Annotated in this window: 9 protein-coding genes; 3 read left to right on the plus strand and 6 right to left on the minus strand. The window is 40.0% G+C overall.

Features of this window, described 5'->3' with window-relative positions; all coding sequences use genetic code 11:
• The first annotated feature begins 34 nt into the window (after window positions 1–34).
• Entirely contained in the window at window positions 35–766 is a 732-nt protein-coding gene (locus M3P19_RS07735; RefSeq protein ID WP_249657088.1) for an MIP/aquaporin family protein, read from the plus strand.
• 2 nt (window positions 767–768) lie between these two features.
• Here the strand turns inward: M3P19_RS07735 and M3P19_RS07740 are convergent, their stop codons facing one another.
• Window positions 769–2,043, minus strand: coding sequence for a BaiN/RdsA family NAD(P)/FAD-dependent oxidoreductase (locus tag M3P19_RS07740; RefSeq protein ID WP_249657089.1), 1,275 nt, complete (start codon window positions 2,041–2,043; stop codon window positions 769–771).
• Window positions 2,043–2,795 carry a glycerophosphodiester phosphodiesterase gene (locus tag M3P19_RS07745; protein WP_249657090.1) on the minus strand — a complete coding sequence of 251 codons (753 nt, stop codon included), beginning with the start codon at window positions 2,793–2,795 and terminating at the stop codon, window positions 2,043–2,045. Before M3P19_RS07745 ends, M3P19_RS07740 begins: the two co-directional genes overlap by 1 nt.
• Window positions 2,796–2,983: 188 nt before the next feature.
• On the opposite strand from M3P19_RS07745, the gene M3P19_RS07750 reads away from it, so the two are divergent.
• Window positions 2,984–3,403: a hypothetical protein gene (locus tag M3P19_RS07750; RefSeq protein WP_249657091.1), complete on the plus strand. Its 420-nt coding sequence runs from the start codon at window positions 2,984–2,986 to the stop codon at window positions 3,401–3,403.
• Window positions 3,404–3,454: 51 nt separating this feature from the next.
• On the opposite strand, the gene M3P19_RS07755 is transcribed toward M3P19_RS07750, so the two are convergent.
• From M3P19_RS07755 to M3P19_RS07770, 4 genes are all read right to left on the minus strand, one after another.
• Entirely contained in the window at window positions 3,455–5,329 is a 1,875-nt protein-coding gene (locus M3P19_RS07755) for an alpha-amylase family glycosyl hydrolase (RefSeq protein ID WP_417953612.1), read from the minus strand.
• The gene (locus M3P19_RS07760) at window positions 5,326–7,206 is read right to left on the minus strand and encodes a glycoside hydrolase family 13 protein (RefSeq protein ID WP_313791618.1); all 1,881 of its coding nucleotides are present in this window, start codon (window positions 7,204–7,206) and stop codon (window positions 5,326–5,328) included. The genes M3P19_RS07755 and M3P19_RS07760 overlap by 4 nt, the downstream gene beginning before the upstream one ends.
• The gene (locus M3P19_RS07765) at window positions 7,203–9,509 is read right to left on the minus strand and encodes a glycoside hydrolase family 65 protein (protein ID WP_249657093.1); all 2,307 of its coding nucleotides are present in this window, start codon (window positions 9,507–9,509) and stop codon (window positions 7,203–7,205) included. Before M3P19_RS07765 ends, M3P19_RS07760 begins: the two co-directional genes overlap by 4 nt.
• A 69-nt stretch (window positions 9,510–9,578) precedes the next feature.
• Window positions 9,579–10,598: a LacI family DNA-binding transcriptional regulator gene (locus tag M3P19_RS07770; protein ID WP_249657094.1), complete on the minus strand. Its 1,020-nt coding sequence runs from the start codon at window positions 10,596–10,598 to the stop codon at window positions 9,579–9,581.
• A 376-nt stretch (window positions 10,599–10,974) separates the two neighbouring features.
• Here M3P19_RS07770 and M3P19_RS07775 point away from each other — a divergent pair, with 376 nt between their 5' ends.
• Entirely contained in the window at window positions 10,975–14,100 is a 3,126-nt protein-coding gene (locus M3P19_RS07775; RefSeq protein ID WP_249657095.1) for a SusC/RagA family TonB-linked outer membrane protein, read from the plus strand.
• Window positions 14,101–14,104: the final 4 nt, after the last annotated feature.

The raw sequence follows: 14,104 nt of genomic DNA on the forward strand, positions 1-14,104 counted from the left end.
TAATCAAACCTAACTTTTAACCAACACGTATAAAATGACTCCGTTTATTTCTGAAATCATTGGAACTTTTTTATTGATTTTATTGGGGTGTGGCGTTAATGCCAATGTATCACTTAACAAAACCTACGGTAGCGGATCCGGATGGATTGTAATAACCACAGGCTGGGCATTTGCCGTTTTCACGGGAGTAGTGGTTGCTGGCCCGCATAGTGGTGCCCATTTGAATCCAGCAGTCACAATTGGATTGGCACTGGCCGGAGAGTTTTCAATTTATGATGTACCGAGTTATGTTATTGCCCAATTTATTGGCGCAATGCTTGGTGCATTTATAGTTTGGTTAATGAACAAGGATCATTTTGACGCCACAGCGGATGGCAATACTAAAAGAGGGGTGTTCTGCAATGCACCTGCCATACCAAATACTTTCCAGAATATGCTAACTGAAATCATGGGCACTTTTGTATTGGTCTTTGCCGTACTCTATTTCACCGATGCTGTAAATACAGACGACAATACCATAATTGGATTGGGATCCCTCGGGGCATTACCAGTGGCATTGATCGTTTGGGGAATCGGTCTTTCTTTGGGAGGTACCACGGGTTACGCCATCAATCCTGCCAGGGATCTGGGCCCGAGGATCATTCACGCTTTGGTTCCGATAAAAGATAAGGGTTCCAACGGTTGGGGTTACAGCTGGATTCCTGTGATAGGACCAGTTCTTGGAGCCGCACTAGCTGCTGGCGTAGATTTTTTACTTCAACACTAAGCTTATTTTACCCTTTTTGAAATTGCTTGTGCTACCATATAGCCTCCAGTCCAAGCATTTTGAAAATTGAAACCACCTGTAATAGCGTCAACATTGATGACTTCACCTGCAAAGAATAGATTTTGGTGAATCTTGCTTTCGAATGTTTTGAAGTTTATTTCTTTGAGATCAATCCCCCCAGCGGTCACAAATTCTTCCTTGAAGGTGCTTTTACCTTCCACTTTAAAGGAACTTGCCGTTAACTGCATGGCCAAATTTTGAAGTTGGATTTTTGTCAAATCCGCCCAACGTGTTTCGTTTTCTATACCGGCGGCATAGACCAGTTTAATCCATAAACGTTTGGCAATGTTCATGGCTTTGGTGCGCAACACGGTCTTTTTGGGTTCCGAAGCTTTTATTTCCCAAAGAAAGTTTTCCATGGCACCAGTAGTATAGTCGGGCATCCAATTAACGGTAATCCTAAAATTATACTGGTATTCGTTAAGGATGTTGGCGCCCCAAGCGGATAGTTTTAGAATGGCCGGACCGCTTAGACCCCAGTGTGTAACCAAAAGTGGACCTTCGGATTGTAACACAGGTTCATCAATTACGGCACTTTTCAAAGTGACTGAAACTTTCGAACTAAAAATCTTTTTTGCTGGTATTTCAACAGAAACATTCTTACTAACGCCCTGTATTCCCTTTAACCGTTCATCTTTAATATTAAACGTAAAAAGTGACGGAACCGGGCTGACTATTTGATGCCCTAACCCTGCCATAAAATTCCAAACTTTTGGGCTGCTACCTGTGGTAATAACAAGATGCTTGGTAGAATAATGCTTATTCATGGTAGTAATCTGCCATGAATCATTTTCCAATTTTGAAATTTGCTTGACTGCGCTATTTTTTAGAACCCGAACATCTAGCCGGTTTGCTTCGCCTAACAAGCAATCTATAATGGATTGGGAATTATCACTCACTGGAAAAACACGACCGTCCTCCTCAATTTTCAATGATACTCCCCGGTCCTCGAAAAACGCCATTACATCTCCTGGAGCATGTGTATGAAAAGGACCTAACAGTTCTTTTTGACCTCTCGGGTAATTCAATACCAGATTCTGCGGAATAAATTCAGCATGCGTTACATTGCATCGACCTCCACCTGAAACACGCACTTTGGAGAGTACGGTTTTCCCTTTTTCGAATATGGCTATTTTTAGCGCAGGTGATTTTTCAGCAATATGAATTGCCGTATAAAACCCTGCTGCACCCCCACCAACAATGATTACGTCGAACATTAATGTGCCCGCTCCGGATAGTTGGTGATGATTCCATCAACACCGAAAGATTTCATTTTTTGGATATCCTCTGCCTCATTTACAGTCCAAGTGTAGACTTTATAACCAGCATCTTGCATTTTTGCAGTGTTTTCGGCAGTTAGCATCTGGTAATTTGGATGTATTGCAATGGCATTTAGTTCTTTTGCCACCTCCATAGCAGCCAAAGGATCATCTTCAGTCAAAACTGCAATTTGAGCCTCTGGGTTCAATTCACGATAAGCTCTCAACTCATCCCAGTTGAAACTTGATATAAGGATGTTCTCGCGTAACCAGCCTCTTTCCTTGATATAATAATTGGTAATAAAATTTACGCGATCAGACGTATTGGCGCCCTTTAATTCAATATTCAAGGCTACTTGATTATCAATTAACTTGAGCACATCCTGAAGCATTGGAATCCTGTGGTTGCCATCTAAAATCAATTGGTTCAGATCCACAATATTATAATCTTCCAATTTACCCCCTCCGTTGGACAAACGTTCAACTCTTTCATCATGGAATACCACTATTTCCCCGCTTTCAATCTTGAACACATCAATCTCTATCATATCCACTCCAAGATCAAGGGCTTTCTGCACTGAGGCCAAAGTATTTTCAGTTTCATGACCCATTGCACCTCTATGTCCAATGACCAAAGGTTTTGATTCCATCATCCCACACCCATTTAACATTAAAATTACCAGAAATAAGCCAAGTAGTTTTTTCTTCATTCCATTGTTTATTTGGCATTAAAAATACAATTTGAAAATGATATTCACCAGTCTAATTGCAATACCCTTTGACACATCCTTTTTTAGACTGAAATTGACACATTCACAATATTTTATTCAATTAATTACGATACCGTTAATTTTATTTTGATATTTTTATAAGACTAATAATCAATAAATTAACCAACATGTTTTCAAAATCTAATTTACTGGCTACCCTTGCAGGTGCCGTTGTAATGTTCTTTTTGGGATATCTCATATGGGGGTATGCCATGGCTGATTATTTCGATCAACATTCAATTATCAACGTAATGAAAGACCCTCCTGACATGGGCATGATCGCTTTAGGAAATCTACTCGGCGCCTTTATTGTAAGTACGCTTTATAGCAAATGGGCCAGAGGACATCATTCGTTAGGTCAAGGATTTCAGTTTGGCGCTTGGATAGGCGCATTACTAGGTATAGCTGTCGGTTTGATATGGTACGCAACTGCTAATTTCATGGACCTCACAGGTCATCTTGTTTCTGGAATAATGGATATTATTTATTACGGAATAGTAGGTGCTGTAATTGCACTTGTATATCAAAAAACAGCAGCGAAGGAATAACGGTAATTAACCAACCACCAAACTTTGGCGGATCATTATATGATCCGCCTTTTATTTTTTGATACTTAAAATATAGGATTGAAGGGGTGCTAACTGCAGCGCAACACTACCCGTACCATTGATTATTTGAAGCGTGGAACCAAGTTCCCCATAAAGTTCATCCTTAACCTTATAGGTACCATCTGTAATCTCCCATTTTTGAAGTAAATCCTCCGGTAACTTCAAATCAAAAGCATACGATTTTTGGGCATCAAAGTTTGATACCACCACCAGCTTTTCGTTAGTTGACCATCGCGCATAAGACAATACTCTATGGTCATAACCTTCCGTATTTTCTTTGTTGTAAAAATGAATTTCTTGGTATTCACCCATCAATGCATCACTGCCAATTGTAAAATTAAGAAGTCGCTTGTAAAAATCCCTATGCTCTTTTTCCGCTTCGGAAAGCTGACCACCATCAAAGTTTTTATCGTTAGACCATCTTTGATGATGTGGCACACCGATGTAATCGAAAATAGATGTACGTGTAGGTTTTCCAAAACCAGCATCTTCCGCTCCAGGTTCGCCAACTTCCTGTCCAAAATATATCATGGTAGGTGAAGTACTCAATGTTGCGGAAACCACCATTGCAGGTTTACCTAGTTCGGCAGAGCCAGCAAAGTCGGGACTTGCTATTCGTTGTTCGTCATGATTTTCCAAGAAATGAAGCATATGATGTTCAATGTCCGCCATTCCTTTTTGAACTACCGGAATATGATCTGTCCATCCATAACCCTTCATGATGTGCTTGATACTATCATAAAGCTCTACCTTGTCATAGAGGTAATCCATCTTGCCTTTATGGATGTAATCACGATACAGATTTGGATTATATACCTCTGCCAATAAAAATGCATCTGGATTCTTTATTTTGATATTGGAATTCAAGTAACTCCAGAATTCAACCGGAACCATTTCAGCCATATCATATCTAAATCCATCAACCCCCAAATCCAGCCAATAAGCCGTAATATCCTTGAACTTTACCCACGAATCAGGAACATTCTTTCCTTTCCAGAAACTATAGTGTGCTTTATAATCTTCTTGCTCAATCCCTGAAGGAAGTTCATCAAAATCCTTGCTCCCATCCGGGCGAACACCGTAATTTACTTTAACCGTTTCATACCAATCATTGAAATGTGGTTGCGCCAATCGAGAACCATTTCCCGTCCATTTCGCAGGTTTTTCCTCAAATTTTCCATCTGCCATATCCTGTGGCTCCCCTCCTAATGGCAAATAGTTATTTTCCCAATTTGGGGTTTTAAAATCTTCTCCGGGAATGTAATAGAAGTTATTATCACGGGCATATGCCACTGATGTATCGTCATTTTCCCCAAAATCCTTTACACCTTCTGGGTTGGTTAAACCTTGGTAATTTCGTGCAACATGATTTGGAACGATATCGATAATAACTTCCAGACCGGCGTCATGAGATCTGTTTATCAATGCTTTGAACTCTTCCAACCTATTGGATGGATCTATGGCCAAATCCGGATTAACATTGTAATAATCCTTGACCGCATAAGGCGACCCCGCCCTACCTTTTACCACATCTGGGTCATCATTGGAAATGCCATGGGAAGTATAATCATTGATTACGGCATGATGCGGAACACCTGTATACCAGATATGTGTAACACCCAAATCCTTTATTTCGGTAAGTGCTTTTTCTGTGAAATCGGCAAACTTACCAACACCATTTTCTTCAATTGTGCCCCAAGGCTTGTTGGTCGTATTAGTGTTTCCGAACAATCTTGTAAATACTTGGTAGACGACCGCCTTTTTTTCTATTGACATTTCTTTTTCTTTTTTAATAGGCTTCTTCTGTTCACAACTTGCAAGTAAACAGATTATGAAGAATAGCAGAGTAATTGACTTTTTTTTCATTTTGAAGCAATTTTAGATAAAACCAATATGCCTCTAGAATCTAAATCCAATTCACCATTTAACTCCAAAGAATAGTTTTCCAGAACATCGAAAAATCGTTTCCCTTCAATTTCCATTTCCTTAAACCTATCCAATGAAATTGTTACCGGCGATTCATTCTTATTGAGTATAAGGATTACCATTTCATCACCTATTGTTCGAAACAGCGTATATACCCCGTTAGCTGGCGCAAAATGTTTGGTAGTTCCTCTATGAATCGCATTTGAGCCTTTGCGAAACTGAAGCATTGTCCGCAAAAATTCCTGCATTTTAACTTGATTTTCCGTTAAACCTTTTCCCGTAAAGGCATTTTGTGTATCTCCATTCCATCCGCCAGGAAAATCCGTTCTAATCAGGCCGTGATCACCTGGTTTAGCTGAATTTTGCATTAAGATTTCGGTACCGTAGTATACCTGTGGAATTCTAGGTGATGTTAGAATAAATGCTAATGCCATTTTGGTCAAGTTCACGTCTTCGCCCAACTGTGTATAGATCCTATCCATATCGTGGTTATCACCAAATAACAGTATTGAATTTGGATCTGTGTAATGAAAATCATTTGCAAGCCCCTCATATAACTTGATCAAACCTTTATCCCAACTTTCTTCTTCTGTCAAAGCCTCTACCAATGCCTTCTGAAGGGGGAAATCCATTGTGGATTTTAAATGTGACTCATACCCATCTTTATTGGACGAACCAGATTGCCAATACCCAACCAACAGCGGGTTATAGCTCCATTCTTCGCCTACAATATTGAAGTTAGGATACTCGGTCATAATTGTATTTGCCCATTTGGCCATAAATTCCTTGTTCGGATAAGGGTAGGTATCCTGTCGGATGCCGCCTAGGGCCAAAGTCTCTATCCACCAAATGCTATTTTGAATTAAGTAATTGGCCAAATACGGATTGTTCTGATTCAAATCCGGCATAGCGGATACAAACCACCCTTTTTCCATCAATTGTTTGTCGTATGCCGAAGCATATGGATCTTGATTTGTAGTACGTCTATGATTCGTTACGGTAAGTCTTTCCCCGTTTTCAAATTCCGATTGGTAATTGACCCAATCTTCAAATGGTAAATCCTGCATCCACCAATGTTCACTACCACAATGATTGGCCACTTGGTCCATAATCAACTTGATGCCATTAGTCGACGATTTATTGGACAGCTCTTTATAGTCCTCCAAAGTTCCAAATCTAGGGTCAACCTTGTAAAAATCTGTCATAGCGTAACCATGATAGGACTGTTCGGGCATGTTGTTTTCCAAGACTGGGCTTGACCAAATTGCAGTGAATCCCATATCGGCCAGATAATCTATATGTTGGGTAATCCCACCAATATCACCTCCATGCCGCTTGTAATCATGGGATCTATCCAAATCCATCTCCAACATACCTTCAACACTATCGTTCTCAGGGTCTGCGTTGGCAAATCGGTCCGGGGTAATTAAATAAACTACATCTGAACTATCAAAACCTTGTATAGTTAACATCTTTGGGTCTCGATCTTTCAATTCGTATTCCATTACAATGGAATCGCCGGATTTGGGATGACTTAATGTGAAAGAAAGGGTTCCAGCCTTTGCGTCCGTTGCGAACTGCAAATCCAAAAACAGATAATTCTTGCTCTTCGCCGGATTCGTCTTCTTTAACTCAACACCATTTCCTTGATCATCCAAGGTCACCGAGTAAGCTCCCAAACCTTGTCCGTAAAGCATGAGCTGTAATTCTGAGTTTTTCATTCCTACCCACCAGTTGAGCGGTTCTATTCGTTCTATCTGACCAATCAACGTGGTATGGCATATTAGAATCAGGGTAAAAATGAAAAGTCGCATCATACTGCCACAGATTGTCCCGGTTGAAGTTTCACTAAATCATTATTGACTTTTATTGAAATGGTTTGGTCGCCGGAAAGCTGATAGGTTGAACCTTGCTTATTTACGGTCACGGTTAGAATCTGATCTCTAAAATTGATTTTAAAGGAGTATGCATCCCACTGGTTCGGAATTTGTGGTGTGAATTGTAACAGGTCTTCGGCAATACGCATACCCCCAAATCCTTCCACAATACTCATCCATGTTCCTGCCATTGAGGTTATATGCAGCCCTTCCTCTACTTCTTTATTATAATCATCCAGGTCTAGTCGGGAAGTTCTTAAATAAAAGGTGTAAGCCTGTTCCATTCTACCTAATTTGGCAGCCTGAATGCTATGGACACATGGTGAAAGCGAGGATTCATGTACGGTAAAGGGTTCATAAAAATTGAAATGTCTTTCCAAATCCTTATTCGTGAAATGATCTTCAAAAAAGTAAAACCCTTGCAAAACATCAGCTTGTTTAATGTAAGGTGAGCGTAAGATCCTATCCCAACTCCACTTTTGGTTAACAGGTCTTTCCGACTTATCCAAATCTTGAACCTTTACCAGCTCCTTATCTAGGAAACCATCTTGTTGCAAGTAAACTTCATACTTTTCCGAGTATGGGAAGAACATGTTGTCTGCAACTTTTTTCCAATCTGCTGTTTCTTCTGAAGACAATTTCGTTTTGGTGTAAATACGATCAAAGTCACTGGCATATTCCGTTTTGACTTTCTCCAACTGCTCCAATGTGTAATCAATACACCACTTGGCCAAATAGTTCGTATACCAATTGTTGTTAACGTTGTTCTCATATTCGTTGGGGCCGGTAACTCCCAACAATACGTATTTCTGTTTATCCTCGGAGAAATTTACCCGCAGATGCCAAAATCTTGCGATTCCTATCAAAACTTCCAATCCCATTTTAGGAACATAACTGTAATCACCAGTGAATCTATGGTAGTTGTAAATGGCAAATGCTATGGCACCATTGCGATGGATCTCCTCAAAAGTGATTTCCCATTCATTATGACATTCCTCGCCATTCATAGTTACCATAGGATACAAGGCAGCTCCATTTGCAAAACCTAGTTTTTCGGCATTTTCGATGGCCTTGTCCAAATGGTGGTAGCGGTATTCCAATAAACTCCAAGCCACTTCTTGATTTTTAGTGGCCATATAAAAAGGAAGGCAATAGGCTTCGGTGTCCCAGTAGGTACTTCCGCCATATTTTTCCCCTGTAAATCCTTTTGGACCAATATTCAACCTTGAATCTTTCCCTAAGTAAGTCTGGTTCAACTGGAAAATATTGAATCGGATTCCTTGTTGTGCTTTGGCGTCACCTTCAATGGTGATGTCACTCATTTCCCAGATTTTCCCCCAACTGGCCTTCTGCTGACCCATCAAGGCTTCAAATCCTAGTTCTGAGGCTTTATCCAATACTTCATCGGCTGCACTTTTTAACGCATCGGTTTTGTGGTTACGGTCCACGGTATATCCAGCAAACTTCACAACAGTCAACTTTTGTCCCTTTGCAACCGTTTGTGTATATGTGTTTTTAACGGATAGCTCGTCCGTAGTACAGGAAGGTTCCTCGCTAAGTTCTTTTCCTTCCAAATAAACTTTGCTCTGCATATAAGTACATACCCCAAAGTTGGTTTTCATGGTATGTGATTCAATGTACGCTCGATTTTTATTGGACGAAATAGCTGTTGTATTCCAAAATTTGTCATCCCAGTTGCTATCCTCATTGGTGATTCCACTATCCAAATAGGGCTGAACCGAAACTTGGGTTTCTTGGTTCAAGACTTGTATCTCATAACGAATGGCTCCAAGTTCATCCAAATCCAAACTTAAAAATCGCGTGGATCTTATGGCTAACGCAACACCATTCTGCAATTCTACCTCAAAACTACGTTGATACCATCCTTCTTGCATATTGAGTTCGCGTCTAAAGTTGGAGACAGACTTGCAAGAATTCAAATCCAATTGTTCGCCATTGACAACCACGTCAATTCCAATCCAGTTGGGTGCATTCAGTACTTTTGCAAAATACTCGGGATATCCATTTTTCCACCATCCCACACGTGTTTTATCTGGATAATAGACCCCAGCAATATAACTGCCCTGAAAAGTGGCCCCTGAATAATGTTCTTCAAAATTGGCACGTTGACCCATGGCCCCATTTCCGATACTGAACAAACTTTCAGAAGATTTAACTCGATCCTTTTCAAAACCTTCTTCAACGATGGACCACTCGTCCGCCTTAATATAATCTTGATTCATAACTTAAGCTGCTATGTATATAAGTAATAGTTAGTTTTTGGCACAAGTGTGCCTAAAGTGCGCGCAAAATTAATTAATTGTGGAATCCCTAACCACTAAAGTAGGTTCCAAAATTTTGGTTTGATAGGTTTCAACTTCCGCCTCGCTTTCAACTTTTTCTATGAGCATTTGTGCAGCTACCTCGCCCATACGTATCCCATGTTGTGCAACTACTGTAAGACTCGGGTAGGCATATTGCGATAAAAAACCATCTGTAAATCCAATGAAAGACATGTCCTCTGGAATCCGCATACCTTTCTTTTGTGCAAGTCTCATACTGTAAACTGCGAAAATCTCATTGACAGTGAGTAATGCATCAATATCTGAGTTTTCAAAAAAATCTTGTATCAATTCTTCATCCATCTCCATACTGGATAACTTCAGGATTCTGGATTCATCAACTTCCAGCCCATGTTCGGTCAGTGCTTTTTGATAGCCATCCGTCCTTGCCTTACTCACACTTAGATAATCAGCAGTCGTAATTAGGCCAATCTTTTTCCTTCCTTGATCAATCATCTTCTTGGTCGCCGTGTATGCTCCCAACAGATCATCGATGATTACCTTATCACATTCCACTTCATTGGTAATTCTATCAAACAAAACCACCGGAATACCCTGATCGGTCACTTCCTTTAAATGATTGTAATCGTTTTTAAGTTGTGTTTCAGAGGATAAGGACATTATAAAACCGTCGATGCTCCCGTTGGCTAACATTTCCATGTTGATGACTTCCCTATCAAAGGATTCATCGGAAGAGCACACAATAACATTGTAACCCCTTGCATTTGCATACTTTTCAATACCCCGAATAACCGTAGTGAAGAAATGGTGTACTATATCAGGTATAACCACACCAATATTCTTGGTACGTTTATTCTTTAAGCTTATCGCAATATTGTTAGGTCGATAATTATAAAGTTTGGCAAAAGCTTGGATTTTTTCTTTGGTATCCCTACTTATTTCCTCGCTGTTTTTGAGCGCTTTTGAAACCGTCGAAATGGAGACTTCCAACTCCCTTGCAATGTCCTTTAATGTGATTTTAGATTTCACTTTTGCTCGTGTTAATTTTAGGGTAACTTTTAGAGGTAAGCCAATATACACCACATAGCCCCCTTAGACAAAAAAATACAGCAGAAAAAACCTTCCTTAACAGCAGGTTGATTATTAACCTAATTTTAATTAAAAGTTACTAAAAAATAAAAATAGTATATTAGCTTAAAATTGCAGATATCTCCAAATCTTGGATGAATTTTTATGAAATGATTGATTTACGCTTTGTAGGATTATCAAACTCTCAAAATCCCAAAGTTATTAACACGAAACCGTTTTCGTTACATTTCATTCTCAGCTTAACTACCGATTAACTTTTTTTTTATATATGTTTAACAATTGAATTGAAATTAACTAAACTTAAAATTAATTATTTATGAAGATTACGCTACTAAAAAGCATTTTGCTTTCTGGAGCATTTTTATGCTTTGGTTTGGCAAAGGCTCAGACGGTATCTGGTACTGTTACGGATGTGAACGGACCGTTACCGGGGGCAAGTGTTCTTGTTAAGGGCACTACCAATGGTACGCAAACTGATTTTGATGGTAATTATACCTTGGACGGTGTAGAAAGTTCATCAGTTTTGGTTTTTAGTTACATTGGTTACACTACCGTGGAAATGCCGGCTAACGGGCAGACCACGATTAATGTTACACTTCAGGAAGATGCTCAAGCCTTGGATGAAGTAGTAATCATCGGGTACGGTACAACTACCGTTAAAGATGCCACCGGTTCGGTATCAGCAGTTACTGCGGAAGATTTCAATGGAGGTGTTATTGCCTCTCCGGAACAATTGATCCAAGGTAAAACTGCTGGTGTGAACATTTCCGCTTCCAGTGGAGAACCTGGTGCAGCAATCTCAGTAAACATTAGGGGTTCGAATTCTGTACGATCCAACAACAATCCACTATTCGTAGTAGATGGTATTCCTTTGGCAGGTGGTGACACTTCTCCAGCAGGTAATACTGGTTTTGGTAATACAGCTGTAAGAAACCCACTTAACTTCCTGAACCCAAATGACATTGAAAGCATCAGTATCTTGAAAGACGCTTCTGCAACTGCGATCTATGGGTCTAGAGGTGCAAATGGTGTTGTAATTATCACAACTAAAAGTGGTAAGACTGGTCAAGGAGGTACAATTGAGTATACTACTAACCTTGGTTTCTCCAAACCAATCCGTGAGTACGATCTTCTAAATAGAGATCAATTCCTTGCTGCCGTTACGCAATTTGGAGGAAATGCTTCTGATGTTGATTTTGGAGCGAATACGGATTGGCAAGACTTCATTACTAGAAATGCTACTTCCAACAATCACAACCTTTCTTACTCCCGCAATTACGGGCAAGGAAATGTGAGAGCTACATTTAGCTATGGTAAACAGTATGGTATTGTTAAGAAAACAGACTTAGAAAGAATTACGGGTAGAATCAACGCAGTTCACCGTTTATTGGATGACAAGTTGACCTTAGGGTTAAACGCCACTATTTCCAGAACCAACGATGAAACTGCACCTTTTAGTGCAACTGCTGGTTTCCGTGGGGATGTATTGGGTGCTGTTTATTCAGCAAATCCAACATGGCCAACAGATCCTGACTTTACGGATGGAGGTACACAGATTCTTCCTGCCAACTTGTTGGAGTACACACAACTTCAAACGTTTACGGACAGAGTATTGATCAATGGTTCTATTGATTACAAATTCACTCCTGAATTAACCGGTAAAATCAACCTAGGTTATGACAAGTCTGAAAGTGAGGCGATTTCCGCAATTTCTTCTAACGTTCAAAACTTAACAGGAATTGAAGAAACAGGTGCCGCTTTCTATAATGTATTGAATAAAGAAAATAGATTGATTGAAGCCACATTAAACTACCAAAAAGATTTTGGTAACTCCAACTTGGATATTTTAGTTGGTTATTCTTATCAAGATTTCCAAGATTTCGGTATCAATGCTGCAGGTAGAGGTTTCTCCACTACCAACTTGGATCAAATGGGCCAAGATTTAATCTCAACAGTAGAGAGCACAAATGATGCGATTCAAGGCAGCTACCAACAATTCTATTTAAACGATGCCACTAATGGTGTTGTTGTAAACAGATTGTTCCCAGACGTTGTTGCTGGTGAAGTAGTTGGATTTGGTGACCAAAGAAATGTAACAGCAGTTACTGGTGATGTATTTGATTTCACCGACGAACTTCAATCGTTCTTCGGTCGTGTCAACTACAGCTTAAATGACAAGTATTTGTTCACTGCTACAGTAAGAGCGGATGGTTCTTCTCGTTTTGGTCCTGATAACCAATACGGGGTATTCCCTTCCGGTGCATTTGCCTGGAAGCTTTCCGAAGAAGATTTTGTAGGTGAAAATGTTTCCACTTTAAAACTTAGATTGAGTGCTGGAGTTACTGGTAACCAAGATGGTTTAGGATATGGTAATTTCGTTGCACGTCAAAGATTTGGTGGTCTAGGTATTCAAAATGATTTGACCATCAACCCTAACGGTTTAGCAATTGTTGCAACAGATGTTCCTGATTTGAAATGGGAGCCTACTTTAAACTTGAACGTTGGTTTGGATTTTGGATTCAACAATGACCGATTAAGTGGTAGTATCGATGTTTATAAGAACGAAACTACAGATGTATTGTTACAAACTCCTCCAGCTGCTCCTGCAGTTGACCCGTTCCAGTTTGGTAACCAAGATGCTACTATCATCAACCAGGGTATTGAATTTGCAATCAACTATGATTGGGTTCAATCAGAGGATGTAACGTTCTCTACGGCTTTCAACATTGCATATAACGAAAATGAAGTTCAGGATTTTGCTAGCTCTGCAAACACTGGTGCAATTAATGGACAGGGACTTTCCGGTGCATTTGCGCAGCGTTTTGAAGCAGGTCAATCCTTGTTCTCCTACTATATGGCCATCTTTGAAGGGTTTGATTCTGATGGATTCCCAATTTACCAAGATATAGATGGTAATGGAACTGGTGATCCTATTGGTGACCAAACATTCGTTGGAGAAGACGCTTTACCAGATATCACTACTGGTCTTTCTTTAAACCTTAGAGTAAAAAGATGGGATGCTTCTGCATATTTTGCAGGTCAATTTGGATTCCATGTATACAATAACTCAGCCAATGGTTTCTTTACTGCCGGTTCAATCAACAACGCCCGAAACGTAACGCAAGATGTGATTACAAGTGGTGAGGCTGGTGGAGCTTCTGCAGATGTTTCGACGCGCTTCTTGGAAAGTGGTGATTTTGTAAGGTTACAGAACGCAACCTTAGGCTATAACTGGCCTGTAAGTGGTGATGGGCTGTTCAAGACTCTACGTTTTTCTTTGACTGGGCAAAACTTGTTCCTGATTACCGATTATAGTGGTATTGATCCTGAAGTTACCGTACAAACTGGTGACCTTGGTTCTGGTATCCCAACAAGAGGTATTGACTGGGCTGCTTTCCCAGCTGCTAGAACATTCACACTTGGAATTAGCGCATCATTTTAATTAA

Source organism: Flagellimonas spongiicola (genome assembly GCF_023502425.1).
Taxonomy (GTDB): domain Bacteria; phylum Bacteroidota; class Bacteroidia; order Flavobacteriales; family Flavobacteriaceae; genus Flagellimonas; species Flagellimonas spongiicola.